Source organism: Actinoallomurus sp. NPDC050550, assembly GCF_040655075.1.
Taxonomy (GTDB): Bacteria; Actinomycetota; Actinomycetes; order Streptosporangiales; family Streptosporangiaceae; genus Actinoallomurus.
Genome location: NZ_JBFAJC010000001.1, coordinates 137,201 through 158,037 on the forward strand (window position 1 = coordinate 137,201; position 20,837 = coordinate 158,037).

Below are 20,837 nucleotides of genomic sequence, written 5' to 3' on the forward strand. Positions count from 1 at the left end.
TCGTCACCGAAGAAGGGGAATTCGTGAACAGCAGGATGATCGGCAGAAGGTCGTTTCTTGCGTCCGGCGCAGTCCTCGGCGCCGCGGCGCTTGCCACGGGGTGTGCCCCCGCCACCCGGGCCCGGCGGACCTCGGCGACGGCGGGCGGCCTGCCGCTGACCGTCGTGAACCGGACGGGGCGGTACGCCAGCGGGTCGATCTTCATGTACATCGTCGGCGTCGACCCGGCGACCGGGACCCAGGGGCACGTGACGGCGGACGGCAGGTTCGTGCCGTGCGCGTCGTCGGACAACGGGTCCGGCGGCAACACCGACTACGCGATCCCGCTGCAGGGCTCGGGAGACACGACGGTCGCCCTCCCGAAGATGTCCGGCCGGGTCTACTTCTCGCTCGGCGACCGCCTGCGGCTGAAGGTCGTCGCCGACGGCAACGGCAAACCGGCCCTGCAGTATCCGGCGGGCTGGGTGAAGACCGACCCGAACTACGGGATCCTGCACGACTGGATCGAGTTCACCTACAACGACGCCGGCATGTTCTGCAACACCACGATGGTCGACATGTTCAGCGTCCCGCTCGCCATCCGGCTCGCGGGAGCGCGCACGCAGACCACCGGCACCCTCGTCGACGGCGGCCGTGACCAGATCTTCGCCGCGGTGGCGAAGCAGCCGGAGTTCGCCCGGCTGGTCGTCGGGGACCGGATGCGCGTCATCGCGCCGGGTCACGGCATCGAGGCCGGGCTGTTCCCGGCGGACTACTACGACGCGTACATCGACGCGGTGTGGTCCAGGTACGGGGGGACGCCGCTGACGGTCCGGACCGACGCGGGCACGTTCACCGGGAAGGTCGCCGGGGACCGCCTGTCCTTCACCGGCGGAAGCCGGACGCCCGCGTCCATCGCCCGGCCCTCGACCCGCGACGTCCTCTTCTGCGACGGAGCGCTCGCGGCGCCCAACGACGGGGTCACGGGCCCGGTCGCCGCGATCCTCGGCGCGGCGTTCAACCGGTCGACGCTGCTGTCGGACGCGAGCCAGCCGGTCACGGACGCCGCCCGGTTCTACCGGGCATCGGCCATCAACCACTACGCGCAGGCGATGCACGCGGCGTCCCGGGACGGCGCGGCGTACGGCTTCGCCTTCGACGACGTGGCCGGCCACGCCTCCTACATCCAGGACAACGAGCCTACCTCGGCGACCGTGACGCTTACGCCGTTCTGAGCCGTGCCATGGTATTAATAATAAAATATGGTTAGTTATCGGGACTTTATGGCCGGAATCGGTCAGCGGTGCCCTGTGGACCGATCCATCCTCCGCGAGGGCGCCCGGGAACGGAGCCGCCGCCGAGGCGGCCCGCGCCCCGGACCGCCGACGGCGACGGGCCACGACGTCGGCGCAGGCCGCGCCGCCTGTCCCGGCGTCAGCCCGGCCCCGGTCCTCGGTCGTGCGAGGGTCGCCCGGTCCCGCCTCACCGCTCCCCGCTCCTACCCGCTGGGTACGTGTCAGCCCGGACGAGTGGCCGTTCGTCTTCCTGTTGAATCACGGGGGACGAGCGGGCCGGTGAGGGAGGGGCGACGGGCATGAGCGAGACGACGTCCGGGCGGTACGCCGGCCGGGTCGGCCTGGTGACCGGAGGAGCGTCCGGCATCGGCGCCGCGACCGCCCTCCGCCTGGCGGCGGAGGGCGCGGCGGTGCTGATCGTCGACGTGTCGCCGGCCGGCGAGGCCGTCGCGGCCCGCGTCCGGGAGTCCGGTGGCCGAGCGGCGTTCCTCGCCGGCGACGTCAGCCGGGAGGAGACCTGGGAGCGCGCCGCCCGTACGGCCGAGGAGTCGTTCGGCGCCGTCGACGTCCTGGTCAGCAACGCGTACGTCGTCGAGGTGGCGCCCGCGCACGCCATGTCGCCCGACTCCTGGCGCCGCCAGATCGACGTGTGCCTGACGGCGGCGTTCCTGGGCGCGCGACGGCTCCTGCCCGGCATCGCCGAGCGCCGCGGCGCCATGGTGATCACCTCGTCGGTGCACGCCCTCGTTGGGCTGCCCGGCCATCCGGCGTACGCGGCGGCGAAGGGCGGTCTCGTCGCGCTGACCCGGCAGCTCGCGGTGGAGTACGGCCCCACGGCGCGCGTCAACTGCGTCATCCCCGGCCCGATCATGACCGCCGCCTGGGACCGCGTGGCCGAGGCCGACCGGGCGAAGAGCGTCCAGGCCACCGTGCTCCAGCGGTTCGGCGAACCGGACGAGGTGGCCGCGGCGATCGCGTACCTCGCCTCGCCGGACGCCTCCTACGTCACCGGCACCGCCCTGACGGTGGACGGCGGCTGGAGCGTTACAAGGGACTCGGCGTGACGCGTGGCGCGGGGCGATCGCGGCCGGCGGATGACGGGGGCGTGGCGTGTGGTTCCGGGCGGGTCGGGCGCCGTGGATGGCGGCTGGGGGATGGCGGCGGCATGACGCGCAGGTCCGGGCGGGCCGGGCGCCGTGGATGGCGGCCTGGGTGTGACAGGGCCCTCGGCGTGACGCGCCGCGCCGAACGGGACGGGGGCTGACGTCGTGGCGTCCTACAGCGGCCGCGGGCTGCACGGACAGACCGTCGAGGCCGTCGCCAACATGATCTTCACCGGGGAGTTCTCCGACGAGGACTGCATCGACATCGCCAGGCTGCAGGACAGGCTCGGGGTGAGCTCCACGGCGCTGCGCGAGGCGCTGAAGGTCCTCGCGGCCAAGGGACTGATCTCCGCGCGGCCCAAGCGCGGCACGTTCGTCCGGCCTCGGGCGGACTGGAACCTCCTGGACGGCGACGTCATCCGGTGGAAGTTCGCCGCCGGGCCGGACGACGCCTTCCTCCACGACCTCCACGAGATCCGATGCATCATCGAGCCGAGTGTCGCCGGGCTCGCGGCGCGACGGCGCGACGCCGCGCAGCTCGCGGCCCTGCAGAAGGCCCTGGAGCGGATGGACCGGGCGCGCGGGAACGTCGACGCCACGACAGCCGCCGACCTGGAGTTCCACCGGGCGCTCCTCGTCACCAGCGGCAACGAGCTGCTGATCCGGATGGACGTCATGATGGGCGCCGGTCTGGCGAGCCGCGACGCGCTCGTGCACAGCGCGGCCGGCACCGCCGACGCGGTGCCGAGCCACCGCGCGGTGCTGGAGGCCATCCGCGCCGGAGACGCGGGCGCCGCCGAGGACGCCATGCGCGCACTCCTCCTGCAGTCCTGGCACGACCTGGACCGGGTCCGCGGCGAACATCGGGTCCGCGACGAACACCGCGTGAACGCGCGTACGGAACGGGAAGATCGGGGCAGAGAACAGGAATGAAGATCGCCAGGATCGAGACGTTCCTTGTCCCGCCGCGCTGGATGTTCTGCCGTGTCGAGACCGACGACGGCCTCGTCGGCTGGGGCGAACCCGTCGTCGAGGGCCGCGCCGAGGTGGTGCGCACCGCCGTCGACGTGCTCGCCGAGTACCTCATCGGCCAGGACCCGCTGCGGATCGAGGACCACTGGCAGGTGCTGACCAAGGGCGGCTTCTACCGTGGCGGCCCCGTGCTGTCGAGCGCGGTCGCCGGGCTCGACCAGGCGCTGTGGGACCTCGCGGGCCGGTACTACGGGGCACCGGTGCACGCCCTGCTGGGCGGGCCGGTCCGCGACCGGATCCGCGTCTACGCCTGGGTCGGCGGCGATGAGCCGAACCGGCTCCGCGACGCGCTCGCCGAGCAGGTGGAGGCCGGCTTCACCGCCGTGAAGATGAACGTCTCCGGCCGCCTGTCCCGCGTGCCCACCGCGGCGGAGATCCACGGGATCGTCGAACGCGCCGAGATCGCCCGCGACGTGCTGGGCCCCTCGCGCGACTTCGCCCTCGACGCGCACGGCCGCGCCACGGTGCCCGCCGCCCGGCGGATCATCGCCGCCGTCGCGCCCCTTCACCCCATGTTCGTGGAGGAACCGGTCGCCCCTGAGTACCTCTCCCGGCTCGGTGAGCTGGCGAGCGGCACCACTGTGCCGCTCGCGCTCGGCGAACGCCTGTACTCCCGCGCCGACTTCCTGCCCGCCCTCCAGGCGGGCCTGTCGATCGCCCAGCCCGACCTCTCGCACGCCGGCGGCATCTCCGAGACCCGGCGCATCGCCGTGCTGGCCGAGACGTTCGACGTGCAGCTCGCGCCGCACTGCCCCCTGGGGCCGATCGCGCTGGCCGCCAGCCTGCAGGTCGCGCTCGCGACGCCGAACTTCCTGATCCAGGAACAGAGCGCAGGCATCCACTACAACACGGACGCCGAACTGCTCGACTACGTTCTCGACCGGGCGCCGTTCACGTTCACCGACGGGTACGCGGCGCGGAGCGACCTGCCCGGCCTCGGCGTCTCCGTGGACGAGGCCGCGGTCCGCGAGGCCGACCGGCGACCCCACGCCTGGCGCAACCCGGTATGGCGGCACGACGACGGATCCCTGGCCGAGTGGTGATCGGAAGGCCATGGGGACCGTGACCGACGCGACGGCGACCGACGCGACGGCGTCCGCCCGACCCGTGACCAGGCAGCGCTGGGTAGGGGGCATGACCGGCATCGCGGAGCCCCGGACGGGCCCGTGCGGTGTTCCCGGTGGTCTTGGGGACGGTCGTGACCGGCAGCGCGAACCTGGGGCGGTGTCGGACCGGCGGTGTTGGGAAAGGGCGACCGGCTTGGCGAACGTGCGACGGGCCGGTGACCTGGCAGCGACAGGAGGACGGTGATCTCCATGACCGAGCCGACGAGACTCGACGGGACGGAACTGCTCGCGGCGTTGCGCGCCCGGCGGATCCTCGGGATCATCCGAGGCCGCGACCCGGACGCGTCCGTACGGGCCGCCGTCGCCCTTGCCGAGGAGGGCGTCGACCTGCTGGAGGTGTCGCTCACCGGCGCGGACGCCCTGGCCGTGATCGCGCGGATCCGCGCGGAGCTGGGGCCGGAGTTCCGGCTCGGGGCGGGCACCGTGCTGCGCGCGGAGGACGCCGACGCCGCGGCCGGCGCGGGCGCGGCGTTCGCGGTGACCCCGGCGATGGGGGAGGGCGTCACCCGGGCGATCGAACGGGGGATGCCGGTCCTGGCCGGGGCGCTCACGCCCACGGAGCTGTGGCAGGCGCACCTGCTCGGGGCCACGGCGGTGAAGATCTTTCCGGCTGCCCAGCACGGACCGGGTTACCTCCGTGCGCTGCGGGACCCGTTCCCGGACGTCCCTCTCATCCCCGTGGGGGGTGTGGACGCCGAGCACGCGGAGGAGTATCTCGCGGCCGGCGCCGTCGCGGTCGGTGTCGCCTCCCCGCTCGCCGGTGACGCGCCGCACGGCGGCGACCTCGCTGCCCTGCGCGAACGCGCCCGCCGCTTCCGCGACGCCGTGGCAACCTGGACCACGTGACGTGCCGCGACGCGTCGCGAGGAAGGGCACAACGGATCGCCGTGGCCACGGCCGGAGGCCTCGGTCGCCGATCGACCGTGGTGAGAGCAGGGGAGGAGCGTCGGCGTGACGCGACGAGCGTCCCTGGCCGGGGCGACCGGCCGCGGTGAATGCAGGACGCGAGGAGGGTCGCTGGCCGGGGTGATGGTCCGGTGACCGGCGGCGGTGGATCCAGAGGAGGGGTGTCGGCGTGACGCGACGACGGTCCGTGGGCGGGCGCCGCCGGGCGACCGGCGGTGACGAGGACAGGGGAGGCACCCGGATGGGCGACGACAGGAGGATCGAGGTCGTCACGATCGGTGAGACGATGGCCGCCCTGCGCGGCGACGGCCCGCTCCGGCTGGGCGGTCCGCTCACCCTCTCGATGGCCGGCGCGGAGACGAATGTCGCGATCGGCCTGGCGCGTCTCGGGCATCGTGTCCGCTGGGCCGGTGTCGTGGGCGCCGACGAGCTCGGCGAGCTGGTCCTGCGCACGCTCCGGGCCGAGGGCGTCGACGTGACGACGGTCCGGTCCGATCCCACGGCACCGACCGGCCTGCTGCTGCAGGAGCACCGGGTGGCCCACATCACCCGCGTGCACTACTACCGCTCGGGATCGGCCGGATCGGCCTTGCGGGCCGACGACGCGGAGGCGGCGCTCACCGGCGGCGAGCCGGCCCTCGTCCTGCACGTCACCGGCATCACGCCCGCCCTCGGCCCGGACCCCCGGGTCACCGTCGAACGCGCCGTGCGCCGCGCCCGCGAGGCCGGCACCCGGGTGTGTCTCGACGTGAACTACCGCTCCCGCCTGTGGGCGCCCGACCTCGCCGCCCGGGTGCTCGGCGAGCTCCTGCCGTACGTCGACATCCTCATCGCCTCCGACGACGAGCTCCCCCTGGTGGCGGGCGGGGAGACGGGCGAGGAGCGAGCGGTCGGCCAGCTCCTCGCCCTCGGGATCGACGAGGTCGTCGTCAAGCACGGCGGCGCGGGCGCGCGGGCCTGGTCGGCCGCGGGCTCCGTACGGCTGCCCGCGCGCACCGTCCCGGTGACCGGCACGGTCGGCGCCGGTGACGCCTTCACCGCCGGTTACCTGTCCGGCACCCTCGACGGCCTGCCGATCGAGGACCGGCTCGACCGCGCCGTCACCGTGGGGGCCTTCGCCGTGGCCGCCGCCGGCGACTGGGAGGGCCTGCCCACCCGGGACGAACTCGCGCTGCTGGCCGCCCCGGACGGCACCACCCTTCGCTGATCTCCGCTCAGGCGTGGGCGCGGACGGCGTCCTCGATCGGCGTGTCGCCGCCGACCAGTTCGAGCGCCCGCCCGGTCGTGCCGGGGCTGTCGAGCAGCGCGACGATCACCGCCGCCACGTCGGCGCGGGTCACCGCGCCGCGCGGCACGGACTCCGCCAGCAGCACGCGGCCGGTGGCCGCGTCGTCGGTCAGCCGCCCGGGGCGCAGGATCGTCCAGTCGAGGTCACGCCCGCGCAGGTCCTCTTCGGCGGCCGTCTTGGCGTTGATGTAGGCGGCCCACACATCGTCGCGGCTCGGCTCCGGGGACTTGCCGGCGCCCATGGAGGAGATCTGCAGGAACCTCCGGACCCCGGCCCGCTGCGCCGCGTCGGCCATCAGTGCCGACGCGGCCCGGTCGACGGTGTCCTTGCGGGCGGCGCCGCTGCCGGGCCCGGCACCCGCCGCGAACACCACCGCGTCGGCCTGGTCCAGGTGGACCGCGACGTCCTCCAGGCTCGCGGACTCCAGGTCACAGACGACGGGGGCCGCTCCGGCGGCGGTGACGTCGGCGGCGTGGTCCGGGTTGCGGATCAGCCCGACGACGCCGTCGCCACGCGACGCGAGCAGCCTTTCGAGATGGAGAGCGATCTTCCCGTGCCCTCCCGCGATGACGATTCTCATGCGCCTCACAACGCCCTCAGACGGTGACGATCTTCCCTCGGACGACGGTTCACACGATCTCCAGCACGATCTTGCCTCGGGTGTGGCCCTCGGCGTTCAGGCGCTGGGCCTCGCCCGCCTCGACGAGCGGGAAGGTCTTCGCGACGGTGACGGTCAGCCGTCCGTCGTCGACCAGGCCCGCGAGTGCGGAGAGATCCGTGGGGTCCGGCCGTACGAAGACGTACCGCCCGCCGCGGTCGATGACGGACGGGTCGATGATCGACGCCCAGCGGCCCTTGTCGGTCAGTAGATCGGGGGTGACGTCGATCGCCGCGCCGCCGACCAGGTCGAGGGCGGCGCTCACTCCGCCCGGCGCGAGGCGGCGCACCTCGTCGGCCAGGCCGGGCCCGTACGCGACCGGCTCGGCCCCGAGCTCGCGCAGGTGGTCATGGTTGTGCGGGCTCGCCGTGCCGATGACGCGGGCGCCCTTGGCCCGGGCGATCTGCACGGCGAACGAGCCGACGCCGCCGGACGCGGCGTGAACGAGCACCGTGTCCTCCGGCGTGATCGTCAGGGCCTTCGTGAGCGCCTGGTACGCGGTGAGCCCCGCGAGCGGCAGCCCGGCAGCCTCCGCCCACGACAGGCTCCTCGGCTTGCGGCCCAGCGTGCGCACCGGCGCCGAGACCAGCTCGGCGTACGTCCCGCGCTCCAGATGGTCCTCGCGGACGTAGCCGATGACCTCGTCGCCGGGTGAGAACTCGCTGACGGCCGGCCCGACCCGCTCGACCACCCCCGCCAGATCCCATCCCGGGATGACCGGGAAGTGGGTCGGGAACAGGGCGTCGAGGTACCCCTCCCGGATCTTCCAGTCCACCGGGTTCACCCCGGCCGCCTTCGCCCGTACGAGTACGGAGTCCGGACCGACCTTGGGCTCGGGCACGTCGGTGAGTTCGAGCACCTCAGGCCCGCCGTATCGCTGCATCGTTATCGCTTTCACACACTCAGCGTTACCCGAGCCCCGCCGCTCACACCTTCCTCAGTGCCGTGTCGCGCCCGGCAGCGGATGTTCCGGGGGCGTGTCGGTCCAGCCGGCGGTCCGCTTGAGGTCGAGGTACTGGATGGTCCCCGGGGTCGCCTTCGGATTCATCGCACCGTGCCGGATCACCACGACGCGGGTCGCCATGAGGAAGTCACTCGACGGACGGATGAGGAGCTGCCACTCCAAGGTTCCGAGTGTGGAGGTGTGCTCGGTCATCGCGACGCCGAGCGCGGGCCGGCCCATCGGGTCGCGTACCCGGCCGAGGCTGCGCACCCCCGGCAGACCGGCGAGCATCCGGTAGACCGCGGCCCGCACCGGTGGCGCGAGTGGCCGGCTGTCGGCGTTCAGCAGCTTGGCGCCCTCGCGGAACAGCCACACGTCCGGATGCGCCGGCATGGCGTCGTGGTCGCGCATCCACGTCAGCATCGCCATGCGCAGTCGTGCCGGGTCGGTGGGCAGCCGTGCCGGATCGCCCTCGTAGATCGTGTTTCCCGCCAGTTCCGGCCCGTCGGGCATGTCGGGGACCTGGATGCCGTAGTCCGGGTCGGTGTTCTCATTGGGCTGAGGAGATCCGTCCGCCCGGTACGCGGCCGCGTCGGCGGCGGAGACCGGCCGGAGCCTGGTCCCGCCCGTGTCATAGGAGACGACGCCTTCACCGTCCCGCCGGTCCGTCGGATACCAGCTCTCCGTGGGATAGCTGGCGAACAGCGTGTACCGATGACCGCGATGGTCGCGGTAGAGGGTCTGCCCGACCTCCCCCTGCGTGTGCCAGAACCGCCCGGTGTTCGTTGCCTCCGCCTCCTGAGCCGCCGCCATCAGCACGGCATGCGCCGGTCCGGACGTGACGTACCGCTGCTTGGGAATGGAGCCGGGGGCCAGGAGGTCCCACAGCACCATGGCGACCACCGCGAGTGCGACCACCGGGATCGCCCACCGGCTCGTACGGGCCCGCGGTGACCGGGAAAGTGAGCGCGGTGGTGCCGGCTCTTCGAGGATGCGCCGCAGCAGGGCTTCGGCCCGCGGCGACGCGGCCGTGTCACCGAGGTCGTTCTCCGGAATCGGGTTGGCTGCCGTCAGCCGGTCACGCAGGTCCTTCATCGAGATTCCTCCGAGCGCTGGGTCCGTACGGCGGCCGGAGCGGCGGCGCTCCTCACCGGCGTGGTGTCGGCGGCGTCGAGGAGAGCGGTCAGCCGTTTGCGGGCGCGGTGGGCCCGGACCTTGAACGCGGTCACCGAGCACCCGGTCACGTACGCGGCGCTGCGATGGTCGAGGCCCTCCCAGCTCAACAGCAGCAGCGTCTCCCGGTCCCTCGGCGCCAGCTCGGCGAGCGCGGCGCGCAGCTGCACGTCCTCGACGACGCCGGTGGCGTGATCCGGGACCTCCAGGTGGCCTGCGGCGAGATGACCCGCGACGCGGCCGGCGAGACGCACCTGCCGCCGAACAGTTCGTCGCTGGTTGGCCAGGCAGTTGTGGGCCGTCCGGTACAGCCAGGGCAGCGGGTCGTCCGGCAGCCGGCCGATGTGCCGCCACGCGGCGGTGAACGTCTCCGCGACGACGTCCTCCGCGTGGCCCTCCTCGGTCCGGCGTAGGGCGTACGCGAGGATCCGGGCGTGATATCGCCGGAACAGCGCCGTGAACCGATCCGCATCGTCTTCATCGCTCATCTATGAGATCTCCGCCTCGCATTCGCCGTTGCCGTCCCTCTCTTAGGTCCGGCGCACCGGAGGTGGTTACGGCCGATCTTTTCGACGAGAGGACGGGCCCGGCGTGCGGTCAGTGGAACCGGGCGTATCCGGCCAGCCCCAGCAGGAGCAGCGCCGCCGGGCCCAGCACCAGCAGCGCGGTGAGCAGGGCACCGCGGCCGAGCTGATATCCGAGGGGGATGAGCCGTTCCGGCCGTCCAGCGCCACGCCAGGGACCACTCGGATCGGCAGCGACGGGACGCTCGGTCGTTGCACGACGCTCGGTGGCGGCAGGCAGGCCGTCGGCAAGCCGATCGTCCGCGCCCTCGTCATCGGCAGACCGGTCGTCTGCGGATCGGCCGCCATCGGCAGGCCGGCCGCCCGCGCGTCTGTCGCCGGCGGACCGGGCGCCCGGAGGCGGATTCCCGGCAGGCCCGGCGTAGCCGGACCGGTTGCCGGCATGCCGGTCTCCGGCCTCCTCCGGACCTGTCGGGGTGACCGGGGACGTCGAACCGGCGGGCACCGGGCCCCCCGGCTCCTGACGCTGCCCCCCGATCGGAAGCCCGGCCGCCCAGCCGAACAGGTCGGCCAGCGCGGTCGGCGGAGTGTCGAGGCCGGAGGCGAGGTACCGGACCTCGCCCGCCGTGTGTTCGAGCGTGCGGATCGTGTTGCCCAGTCCGACGCCCTCCAGCCAGCCGCGTACGTCCTGATCGACGCCCTGCCCGACCGACGTCCTGCGCAGGACGTCGGCCTTGGTGACGACCACGGCGATGCGGCGCTGCCGGCCCTGGTCGTCGCGGGAGCGCAGGTCGGTCAGCAGGCGCTGCAGCGTGTCGGCGGGGTCCTCCTCGGAGGTCGCGGTCGACGCCTCCACGAGCAGGCGTTCCTCCCAGGACAGCGCCGGGCGCAGTTCGGGCAGGGCGAACGGGTCGATGACGAACAGCAGCGCCTCGCCGTGGTCGAGGTAGCGCAGCCGTTCGACCCGTGTCGCGCCGGTGTGCAGCTCACCGGCGGGGTCGAACAGGTAGAGGATCCGGTGCCCGGCGGGCAGGGCCAGGTCCAGCATGGTCGCCGCGGGCAGCTCGGGCCCGGTCTTGGCCGGTCGCCCGCCGCCGTCGAGCTCGGCCAGGGCATCGGCGTAGGCGCGGGCGTCGCGGGCCTCGGCGAACTCCGCCCGCCCGCCCGCTCCGGCGGCACCGGCTCGCAGGGCGCGCACGGCCAGGAACATCAGCGTGGTCTTGCCCGCAGCCGGCCCGCCGACGAACGGCAGCGGCTCGACGCGGGCCCGCCCGATCCGGCCGGGCAGCCGGCGTTCGCAGTGCGGGCAGTACGCGCTGAGCCGGAACCGGCCGAGCAGGATCATCGTGGGCAGCCGGGCGCCGCAGCGGCACACATGGTGCAGCGCGCCCAAGCGGTTCGGGATGAGCCGGAAGTGCCGTGCGTCGCAGCGCGGGCAGGCGTACGCGGGCAGCGCCAGCCGCTGGTAGCAGCCGGGATGTGGGCAGGCCAGCAGAATCCGGCGGTAGGCCGCCCAGACGCGTTCGACCGCGCCGAGCACGACGACGCAGACCGACCAGCCCACGAGGCCGGCGCCCGCCACCAGGACGGTCACCGCGGCGAACACCAGGCCGGCGACCGCGAGCGGCAGGGCCGCCGCCAGGACGCCCGCGCACAGTGCCAGCCAGAGTGGGAACAGCGCGAGTCCCTGAGGGAGGGCGAGCATCCGCGCGGTCAGCGTGGTGACGCCCCAGCGCGCCCGCTCGAGGCACCACGGGACCGTGTCGAGCGTCACCGCGCGGGCGTCCCGCCACACCTGACCGAGCAGATACTGCGGATAAGCCGGATCCCGGGGCCCGGCGGCCGGACGGGGGGCCGGAGAGGGCCCGTCGACGGCGGTGGCCGTCAGAGCCCGCCACGCGACGAGGAAGAACCGGCCGACGCCGGCGCACGTCGCCGCGACCAGCGCCGCGGGGACCGCGAACGGCACGACGAACACGAACTCGGCCCAGACCAGCCCCACCCACAGCAGGAACGCCACGGCGTAGACGACGGGCATGACCTCACGCTCCCCGCCGCCGCGACCCCCGCCACGCCGCGGCCAGGCCGGGGTCGCGGTCGGCGAGCGCCGACTCGATCTGCCGCCGGCCGAACCGCCCGAGCCCGTCCGCCCACCTCTCCAGCGGCGCGGCGGTGACGTTCGCGTCCGCGAGGCGTACGCCGATCTCCGCCAGATCGGCGCGGGCACGCCGGTCCGGGCCGGCGGCGAGCCAGTGCCGGATCAGAGCGTCGCGTACGGCGCCCGGCGCCGCGATGAGCACCCGCGCCCGCGCCAGGGGCGTGCGACCGGCGAGGACCCGTGCGACACCGGCCAGCGCGCGCTCGGCCGGTGGTTCGCCGGGCCGCAGGGCGGCGAGGAACCGGGCGACGTCCTCTTCCGGACCAGCCCGCAACACGTCGCCGTACGCCAGGACGATCCGCGCGGCGTCGGCCAGGTCGGGCAGCCGCTCGTCGATCAGCCGCGCGAGCCGCACCGCCTCCTCGGCCTCGAGCGGTACGACCTCGAACACCCTGCGCGGCAGGCCGCGCAGGACGGCGAACCGCGGTAGCACCGGCGCGAGCCGTTCGACCAGCCACCGGCACTCGGGCACCGTCGGCGGCTCACTCCACAGCACGCCGAGCAGTTCTTCGAGGTCCGGCAGGCCGTGGACTTCGAGCGCGATCAGGCCTGCGGTCGCCGTCAGGCGGTCCGCGCACGCGGAAAGGACCAGCCCGCCGGTGCGCGGAGCGCGGGTCCAGTCCCGATCGCCCAGGGCGACACACGCCTCCGGCGTCAGCATCGCCCGCCGCACCGCCGCAGGAGCGGACTCCGCCCCGGTCACGACTCCCGCGACCATCGCCTCTCGCCAGGCGCCGGGGGTGGCCTGAACCGCGGCGGCCACCTCGCCGTCACCTCGGCGCGCGCAGGCGGCCGCCGCGGCGACCACGCCGTCGGTGTCGATCGCGCCCCCGACCCGATCCGCCAGCCCGACGACCCCGGCGAGCGTCCCCAGATCGGGCGCCTCGGCGATCGCCGCCCGGAACTCCTCCGGCAGGCCGCCGCGCAGCCGTACCGAGGGCAGCCGCCGCCGCGCCCCCGGCTCGGCCAGCGCCAGCCGCACGCAGTGCTCGGCGGCCTCCGGAACGGCGTCCGCGAGGGCCGCCGCCAGGTCGAAGCCGAACGCGGGCAGCACCGGCGGCACGGCCGACCGCACCCAGCCCGGCACCCCCTGACCACGGACGAGCCGCGCGGCCACCTGCTGCTCCGCGGCCGACACGGACGTGTCCCCCCGGCACAACGCCAGCAGCGCCGCCGCACCGTCCAGCACTGAGGCCTGCCCCGAGTCGCCAGGAGCCCTCGCCGCCGCGCCGTCCAGCGGTTGGATCTCTGGGAAGGCTGCGCCCGGATCGCCGGAGCCGCCTCCTCGGTATGCGCCGCTGGGGACCCGTGCCGTCGTACCGTCACCCGGAGAGACGCTGCCCGGACCGTTCTCATCGCCGATGAGTTCGGCGACGGCGTCGATGCCGTCCAGGTCGCCGGTCCGCCAGCAGTCCGCGATCACCTGAGCGAATCGGCCCGGCGACGTGCCGGAGCGTACGAAGGGTGCGTCGAGGCGGAAGCCGCCATCCGGGCAGGCGGCCGGGACGGTGCCGACGACGAGGTACGGCGCGGCCTCCGGGTCGGCGGTGTAGGTGATGAAGGACAGGCCGGCCGCCAGATCGGCGGGCAGCGAGTACGACACCACCGCGATCCAGCGGGCGATCAGCTCGGCGTCCCCGGCGACGAGGACCACCCGTCCGTGCCCCGCGACCAGCACGGTCGTCACGGCGTCGAGGACGGCGGCGAGGCGGTCGTGGGCGCGTTCGCCGTCCAGCCACGCGACCAGTGACTCGGGGTCGAACGCCGCGCCGGGCGGCAGCCCGGCCGACGGATCCCAGGACGACGCTTCATCCCCGCCCGACTCCTCCGGGAACGGGCCACCGAGCGAGGCATCCCGCAGAAAGACGCCTCGCGGGGAGGAGTCTCCCAGAGCGGCGTCACGTAGAGGGGCGTCCTGCGGGGACGAGTCCGGGGCGTCCCGACAGGGGGAGTCCTCCAGCGGGGCGTCCCACAGGGGGGAGTCCCACAGGGGGGAGTCCCAGAACTCGATCGGCCGCAGGCCCGCCATCTCCTCCGGCGTCGCGACGATGGCCTGCCCGAGGAAGTTGCCGTACCGGCCGGAGTAGTCCCGGCCGGTATAGCGGCAGCGGGTCAGTACGGCGTACGTGCCCTCCCGCCCGTAGGCGAGCGCGGTGGGAAAGCCTGCCAGCTCGTCGGGCCCGGGAGCGGACGCGGCCCCCGGCGGCGGGCGGTACGTCATGTACGGCGTGACGGCGCCGGCAACGTCCGGCGGCGTGCCCGGACTCATCGCGACGAACTGAAACCCGGACCGGCCGGTCGGACCCCGGGCGGCCGACGTGTAGGTCAGCCGCCAGATCATCCGCGCCCCCGGTCGAGTATCTCGACCGCGCCCGCCAATGGGCGACCACACGTCACCCGCCGGATCATCCGCGTGCCCCGTCGAGCATTCCGAATCGGTACAGCAGCCAGAGCAGCGGGTCCTCGACGCGGTACGGCCGGATGCCGCCCGTACCGACGGCCCCGTCGCGTGGCACGCCGCCGAGCGCGGACACGCCGAACAGGCCGTACTCGGCGTATTCGTGGCCGAGGTAGCGGTCCAGCTCGCCGGCCTGCCAGTCGTGCAGCAGCGCCCGGACCTGCTCGTGCACGGCCTCCCGGTCGTCCAGGTCGAGTACGTCGGACCGGTCGCGCTGTCGCTCCAGCGACCCTTCCAGCGGCAGTGCGTCGATCTTGGTGAGGGCCACGGCGGCGGGCACCGGCAGCCGCCTGCCGTGCGGAACGTCGCGCCCGGCGCGCAGCAGCTCGGTGACCCGGGCGATGACGTTGACGGGATCGCCGTCCGGGTCGCCCTCCCCGCTCTTCAGCTCGAGGGGGTCGACGAGGAAGATGATGGCGTCCGCCGCGGCGAGGTACCGCAGGTGCAGGTCGGTGACGTCACGGCTGCGCAGGTCCTCGCCCGCCGTGTCGAACAGCACGAGTGTCAGGGACATGTCGCGCTGCCGCAGGTGCCGGCGGCGGGTACGGGTCAGGAGGTACACCAGCGGGTCGCGCGGCGCCGTCACCGCGCTGGCGGTCGCGGCCAGCAGCCGCCGCTCCCCGAACAGCGGGCGGTGGAAGTCGCGCTTGTAGCGCTCGATCGTCCGGTCGTCGCAGGCGACGAGCGAGGTGCCGAGCTCCGCGCCGATCCGGTGGGACAGCTCGTGCAGCAGCACGGCGATGTAGGTGCTCTTGCCGGAGTTCTTCGCACCCACCAGCGCCACGATCTTGCCGGGCGTCTCGCAGTACGCCGCGGGCAGTGGGTTGTGGCACTCGGGGCACGCACGCCGGGCCGTCGTCTGGCCGCATTCGGGGCAGTCGGCACGCCGGGCCGGCGCCCGGCCGATCCGCAGGCGGGCCGGTTCCGGCGGCGCGAAGACCGGGGGCAGCGACGCGGTCGCCGTGGACCCGGTGTAGGCGGCGAGCCGTTCGTCGAGCCGTGGCGCGCAGCCCGGACCCCGTCCGGGACTGCCCGCACAGCGGAACGCGACGCGCTCCCGGGCCACCCGCGCGAAGCAGTAGGGACAGGTGAGGGACGCCATCAGTCTTCGCGCTCCACTCGGGCCGCCCGTCGCGGGAGGCGGCATGGACGGCTGCGGGACGCCATCCGGCTCACATGCTTCAACCGGGGTGCCGTCCGTACGAGAACGGTGGGGGACGCCATCAGCTCTCGCGCTCCGGTCGGGTCGCGCTTCGCATCAGGCCTCCCCTTCCGGTGTCGCGTCGCGGGTCTCCCATCAGTCCACCTTCAGGTGGCGGACCGGGGGGTCGCGCAGGTCGATTGTGTCGTCTTCGGCGAAGCAGCGCAGCCAGAACGGCCGGGGCAGGCGCGGCAGCGTCACCTCCAGGCGCGCGGGCACGTCCAGGTCCTCCCAGGACATTACGGTCCGTCCGTCGGCGGGCCGCTGCGGCATGGGGCCGGACCGGGTGACGAGGAGGAGCCGCCGCAGGCGCACGGGGGCCGCGGCGGTCAGCGTGACGGTGAGGGGACCTCGCAGGCGGGGGCGGCGTACCTCGTAGGCGACGGTGGTACGGCCCGGCACCACGGTGGTCACGGGGGTGCCGGTGACGCGCCGTCCGTGGGCGGTCGCCGCGGCGGCGACGTCGATGGTGACCGTGTCGTCCGGGGGAGCGGGGAGGCGGACGCCGCCGTGGGCGTCGTAGCCGGCCCGGCCGACGGGCAGCCGCCGCTCGTCGGCGCCGGTCCGCCAGACCACCTCGACCTCGGTGACGTCCGGCGGCCAGTCGAACCCCAGCATGATGACCTCGCCGCGGCGTTCGGCGATGAGCTCGCGCGGGGGTGTCAGGCTCACGTGTTCGCGGTGGGCCCCGACCGTGGCGACGTCGCCGGCGACCGAGACGGCCAGCAGCACGCCCGGGCCCGTCTGGACCGCGAGGCCACCTGGGGCGGGTTCGGCGCGCAGGATCCGCCCCGCGCGGCGCACCTGGTCCAGCGGAAGTGTCGTGCCGAGCGGCCAGGGCGGCGGTCCGTCCATCGCGACGAGCTCGACCTCGCTGTCGGCCGGCGGGTCGAAGGTGACGACGAGGCGTCCAGTCGCGTCGTGTTCGACGCCGAGCTCGTCGACGGGATCCGGCCGGGCCGCGGGAGTAGCGGCGGCGTGCACGCCCGCGGTGACGGCCTCCCGGCCGTCGGCGCCGAGATACACGGCGGCGATGCGGTAGTGGTAGGTCGTCCCGTTGTGCGCCGTCTCGTCGCGGAAGCCGGTGCGCGCCGCCGGGACGGGCGTGCCGTCGCGGGTGACGAGGACGCGCACGGCCTCCGGCGGGCAGGACCAGCGTCCCGCGACGACGCCGTCTGCGGCGGTCACCGTGACGTCGGCGGGCTCCGGCCGTACGAGCACCGGCCCGGCGACGGCGGGTGCCGACGCGGCCGACCCCCGTGCGGCGAAGACCGCGTAGTAGACGGGGGCGTTCAGCGGGGGCACGGGGTCGGCGGAGTGCGTCGCCTCGGCGGGGAGCCGTTCGCCGTCACCGGGGTGCCGCGGGACCCGGCCGAGGCAGCGGACGACCACGTGCCCGATCTGTCCGACGCGGGACGGCGAGGGCGACCAGGACAGCGCGACGGCTACGCCGTCGACGGCCGCCTCGAGCCGGCTCGGCGCCTGGGGCGGCAGCCCGGCCTGCAGCTCCGCCGCTCCCGGCAGGTCGCCGACCAGCCGGAGCGCGTCGGCGAGTCGCAGCCAGGCCCCGTCGGGATCGGACAGCAGGAGCGAGGCCGCCTCCTGGCGCAGCGCCGTCGCCGCCGCGACCCGCCGTCGTGCCTCGTCCGCGAGGACCTGCGCGTCGCCGGACTGCTCTCCGGCGATCGCGGCCAGCTCTGCGGCCGCCTGTACCTCACCGGCGTCGATGAGGTCCCGCAGCCGCGCGGCGAGTCCACCCGCCGGGGCGCTCTCCTGCCGCACCGCGAACACCAGGCGGCGCGCGTCGTCGGGGTCCACGCCGAGGTCCTCGACCGCGAACCGCAGCAGCGCCGCCTCCGAGGCCCGCTGCTGGTGGCGTTCGCGCAGCCGGGCGACCACGTCGTAGCGGACGAGCTCCGCGAGCCGGTCGCCGACCTGCCGGACCGCGACCAGGACGGTGTCGGCGTTGGTGCGGTTGCCGTCGTGCGGTCGCCGGCTCCACTGGTCGCCGACCCATCGCGCCGAGGGCCGCAGGTCGGGAACCTCGTGGAGGACGCGCCCGGCCTTCGGCTCGCCGGTCAGGAACTCGGGCAGGTGCCGCAGGCCGAGCGCGTCGAGCGCGTCACGGGCGCGGGCGTAGCCGGCGTACGGCGGCCCGTCCGGCAGCGGGTCGGGCTCCTGTATCTCGATGCCGGCCGCGCGGGCGACGTCCGCGGCCTCGCCCCCGATCTCCCGCAGGTCGGAGGGGGAGAGCATCCGCAGCTCCCCGGCGGCGTCGAGCAGCCGGTCGCGCAGCTCGGCCCGGCGGCGGCCGGCCCGGTCGCCCGCCGCGGCGATCTCGGCGCGCAACGGCGCGAGGTCGCCCACCGCGGCCCGCTCGAACAGCGGCGCGAGGCGCATATGGTCGCCCTCCAGGCGGTCGACCAGCCGCCGGAACCGCAGCTGGCCGCGGGCCTTGCGCCAGCAGGTGCGCACCTGCTTGACCCGGTCGGCCACCTCGCGGGCGACGATCGGGTCCGGCAGGGCGTACCGCAGGCGCAGGTCGTCGGGCGGCTGGTCACCGGCCGCCCGCGCGGGCTCCAGCACCTCCCGGACATACCGGCGCTCGTCAAAGACCACTGCTCGTCGAAGGCCGTCAGTCGACGCGGACGTGGGCCAGGTCGGTGCGCGACTGGGCCACCTCTTCGTCGGACATGCCGCCGACCCGCACGTCGAGCGTCAGCTCCTCGGCGGTCTCCTTCTCCACCGCCGTGACGTGCAGCAGCCCGGAGGTGTCGAGGGCGAACGTCACCTCGATGGGCCAGCCGGCGGGCTTGCCCGGCGGGATCTTCAGCTCACCGTCGGCGATGGGGGTGTTGTGGGCGACCTCCGTCGACTCGGCGCTGCCCGCCTGCTCGACCACGATGATCTTGACGACCGTCTGGTCCTCGTCCACGGTGCCGAACTCCCGCATCTTGCCGCGCGGGAGTGGATCGTTGGCGTGGACGAGGTGGACGACGTGCTCCTGTGCGGTGTCCGGGTCCAGCGCGATCACTCCGAACGCGCGGGAGGCCACCGTCGTGATCTGCCGGGCGGCCATCGCCTCCTGCTCGGCCTCCGACAGGCCGGCCCGGGACGCCAGGTCCAGGGCCTGGTCCGTCTCGCCCTTGGCGAGCAGCTGCCGGTAGGTCTCCTCGAAGGCGTACAGCGCGGCGCCCTTGGCGACCGCCAGGTCGGGATCCTGCAGGCGGGGGCTCAGGGCCAGCTCGCCGGCCAGCCGTTGCTGCACGGCGGGCATCTTCGTGGAGCCGCCGACGAGGACGAGGTCGTCGTAGTCGGACACGCCCTTCCCGGCCGCGGTGGCGAGCGTGCGGCCGGTGATCTCGATGGTGCGGTCGAGCAGGTCCTTGGTGATCTCCTCGAACTTCTCGCGGGTGAGCTCGACCGTCGCCACCCTGCCCTCGTGCATGACGCGCACAACGTGCCGGGTGCGCAGCGACAGGGCCTTCTTGGCCTCCTCCGCGTCGTGCCGCAGCTGCTGCTCGGTGTGCTTGTCGTCGAGGGGGTCGCCGACGTCGGGATGCTCCTCGGCGAACCGCTCGGCGAGGTACTCCACGAGCCGCGCGTCCCAGTCGGCGCCGCCGAGCTCGTGGTCGCCGTCGGTGCAGACAACGGCGATGTCGCCGCCGCGCAGGGTGATCACCGTGGTGTCGAAGGTGCCGCCGCCGAGGTCGTACACGAGAATCGTGCGGTCCTCGGCGTCGCCGCCGAGCACGCCGTACGTGATGGCGGCGGCGATCGGCTCGGAGATGATGTCGATGACGTTGAGCCCGGCGATGTGGCCCGCCTTGCGGGTGGCGTCGCGCTCGGCGGCCCCGAAGTAGGCCGGCACCGTGACGACGACGTCGCGGACCTCCTCGCCCGTCGTCGCCGCCGCGTCGGCCGCCAGCTTGCGCAGGACGAAGGCGGAGATCTCCTCGGGGGAGTGGTCGCGGCCGTGCAGCTCGCGCGGCACCTCATGGCCTATGTCCCGCTTGATCAGGCTCACCACCAGATCGGGGAACAGCACCGCGGTGTCCTTCGCCGGGGCGCCCACCACGACGTTGTCGGGCGTCTCGAAGTAGACGACCGACGGCGTGGTGTCGGTGCCCTCCATGTTGCGCAGCACGGCCGGGCGCCCGACGTCGTCGACGCGCGCGATGCACGAGTGGGTCGTGCCCAGGTCGATACCGTAGACAGCCATCTCAATCTCCTCCGACGGGGTCGGCCGCCACCCGGGCGACGATCACCTCGGCACGTCGTGCGATCCGGTCACCACGGACGAAGCCGGCCCGCTGCACCTTCGCGATGGTGCCGTCGAGCTCGGTGTCGTCCACGTCCTCGGTGCCCGCCGGGCGGTGCCGTGCCGGGTCGAACGCCTCACCGGCCTCGACGGGCATGCGCTCCACCCCGGTACGGGCGAGCACCTCGGCGAGCTCGTCGGCGATCGCCGCCAGCAGCCGGGGCGTGTGCGCGGCGTCCGCCGTCTCGCGCTCGGCCTCCCGCCGGACCACGTCGTACAGGCGGTACAGCGCCGCGCGCACCGGCTCGAGCGCCGCCTGCAGCTCGCCGTGGCGCAGCCGCTGGTTGTCCTCGTGCAGCCGGTCGATGACGCGCTCGCGGTGCGCCGCCCGCTCGTGCTCCCGCCCGACCGTCTCGGTCAGCCCGGCCAGCAGGGAGCGGACGTCCTCGAGGGACGCCGCGGCCTGTGGGCAGGACTCACCGGCCGACCGGGAGCCGGGCTCGTCGGCGGTCGGCGGGGATCCGGTCCCGTCGGTGGGGGGATCGGGGTCAACGGGCATGGTCGGGAACCATAACTCTGAGTGAGCAAGGACGTCAGCCCATTGTCTCCATCACCGGAAGCGGGCACCACCCTTCCGGGGAGTTCGTTGTTTCCGCCCGTCACTTTTCCCCTATCCCGGTCCTGGCATTTCCTGTCCAACCTTGCTTTCGTTACGGAGAGTGATATTTACG

16 protein-coding genes are annotated in these 20,837 nt (G+C 74.1%); 6 read left to right on the top strand and 10 right to left on the bottom strand.

The genetic code is table 11. From position 1 onward, the window contains the following. The first annotated feature begins 23 nt into the window (after window positions 1-23). The 6 genes from AB0I04_RS00665 (at window position 24) to AB0I04_RS00690 (ending at window position 6,649) form a co-directional block, all read left to right on the top strand. Window positions 24-1,214 carry a glycoside hydrolase family 64 protein gene (locus AB0I04_RS00665; RefSeq protein ID WP_360876702.1) on the top strand — a complete coding sequence of 397 codons (1,191 nt, stop codon included), beginning with the start codon at window positions 24-26 and terminating at the stop codon, window positions 1,212-1,214. A gap of 359 nt (window positions 1,215-1,573) precedes the next feature. Further along, entirely contained in the window at window positions 1,574-2,338 is a 765-nt protein-coding gene (locus AB0I04_RS00670; protein WP_360876705.1) for an SDR family NAD(P)-dependent oxidoreductase, read from the top strand. Between the two features lie 204 nt (window positions 2,339-2,542). Continuing rightward, window positions 2,543-3,310 carry an FCD domain-containing protein gene (locus AB0I04_RS00675; RefSeq protein WP_360876708.1) on the top strand — a complete coding sequence of 256 codons (768 nt, stop codon included), beginning with the start codon at window positions 2,543-2,545 and terminating at the stop codon, window positions 3,308-3,310. Beyond that, window positions 3,307-4,452 carry a galactonate dehydratase gene (gene dgoD / locus AB0I04_RS00680; RefSeq protein ID WP_360876711.1) on the top strand — a complete coding sequence of 382 codons (1,146 nt, stop codon included), beginning with the start codon at window positions 3,307-3,309 and terminating at the stop codon, window positions 4,450-4,452. Before AB0I04_RS00675 ends, dgoD begins: the two co-directional genes overlap by 4 nt. A gap of 273 nt (window positions 4,453-4,725) precedes the next feature. Beyond that, window positions 4,726-5,382 (top strand): bifunctional 4-hydroxy-2-oxoglutarate aldolase/2-dehydro-3-deoxy-phosphogluconate aldolase, encoded by a 657-nt coding sequence (locus AB0I04_RS00685; RefSeq protein ID WP_360876715.1) that lies wholly within the window; start codon window positions 4,726-4,728, stop codon window positions 5,380-5,382. Between the two features lie 229 nt (window positions 5,383-5,611). After that, on the top strand, window positions 5,612-6,649 hold the full coding sequence (locus AB0I04_RS00690) for a sugar kinase (protein WP_360876718.1): 1,038 nt from the start codon (window positions 5,612-5,614) through the stop codon (window positions 6,647-6,649). Between the two features lie 7 nt (window positions 6,650-6,656). On the opposite strand, the gene AB0I04_RS00695 is transcribed toward AB0I04_RS00690, so the two are convergent. The 10 genes from AB0I04_RS00695 to grpE form a co-directional block, all read right to left on the bottom strand. Further along, the gene (locus tag AB0I04_RS00695; RefSeq protein WP_360876721.1) at window positions 6,657-7,310 is read right to left on the bottom strand and encodes an NAD(P)H-binding protein; all 654 of its coding nucleotides are present in this window, start codon (window positions 7,308-7,310) and stop codon (window positions 6,657-6,659) included. A 49-nt stretch (window positions 7,311-7,359) separates the two neighbouring features. Beyond that, a complete protein-coding gene (locus tag AB0I04_RS00700; RefSeq protein ID WP_360876724.1) occupies window positions 7,360-8,286 on the bottom strand; it encodes an NADP-dependent oxidoreductase in 927 nt (308 codons plus the stop codon). A 39-nt stretch (window positions 8,287-8,325) separates the two neighbouring features. Beyond that, window positions 8,326-9,426 carry a CU044_5270 family protein gene (locus AB0I04_RS00705; RefSeq protein ID WP_360876727.1) on the bottom strand — a complete coding sequence of 367 codons (1,101 nt, stop codon included), beginning with the start codon at window positions 9,424-9,426 and terminating at the stop codon, window positions 8,326-8,328. Continuing rightward, a complete protein-coding gene (locus AB0I04_RS00710; protein ID WP_360876730.1) occupies window positions 9,423-9,992 on the bottom strand; it encodes an RNA polymerase sigma factor in 570 nt (189 codons plus the stop codon). The genes AB0I04_RS00705 and AB0I04_RS00710 overlap by 4 nt, the downstream gene beginning before the upstream one ends. Window positions 9,993-10,101: 109 nt before the next feature. Further along, on the bottom strand, window positions 10,102-12,066 hold the full coding sequence (locus AB0I04_RS00715; RefSeq protein WP_360876732.1) for a hypothetical protein: 1,965 nt from the start codon (window positions 12,064-12,066) through the stop codon (window positions 10,102-10,104). Window positions 12,067-12,070: 4 nt separating this feature from the next. Further along, window positions 12,071-14,527, bottom strand: a complete 2,457-nt coding sequence (locus tag AB0I04_RS00720) for a hypothetical protein (RefSeq protein ID WP_360876735.1) — start codon at window positions 14,525-14,527, stop codon at window positions 12,071-12,073. A 64-nt stretch (window positions 14,528-14,591) separates the two neighbouring features. Then, on the bottom strand, window positions 14,592-15,746 hold the full coding sequence (locus AB0I04_RS00725; protein WP_360876738.1) for a GTPase: 1,155 nt from the start codon (window positions 15,744-15,746) through the stop codon (window positions 14,592-14,594). Window positions 15,747-15,941: 195 nt separating this feature from the next. Next, window positions 15,942-18,464, bottom strand: a complete 2,523-nt coding sequence (locus AB0I04_RS00730; protein WP_360876741.1) for a hypothetical protein — start codon at window positions 18,462-18,464, stop codon at window positions 15,942-15,944. Window positions 18,465-18,480: 16 nt separating this feature from the next. Next, window positions 18,481-20,067 carry an Hsp70 family protein gene (locus AB0I04_RS00735; RefSeq protein ID WP_360876744.1) on the bottom strand — a complete coding sequence of 529 codons (1,587 nt, stop codon included), beginning with the start codon at window positions 20,065-20,067 and terminating at the stop codon, window positions 18,481-18,483. 1 nt (window position 20,068) lies between these two features. After that, window positions 20,069-20,665, bottom strand: a complete 597-nt coding sequence (gene grpE, locus AB0I04_RS00740; RefSeq protein ID WP_360876747.1) for a nucleotide exchange factor GrpE — start codon at window positions 20,663-20,665, stop codon at window positions 20,069-20,071. Window positions 20,666-20,837: the final 172 nt, after the last annotated feature.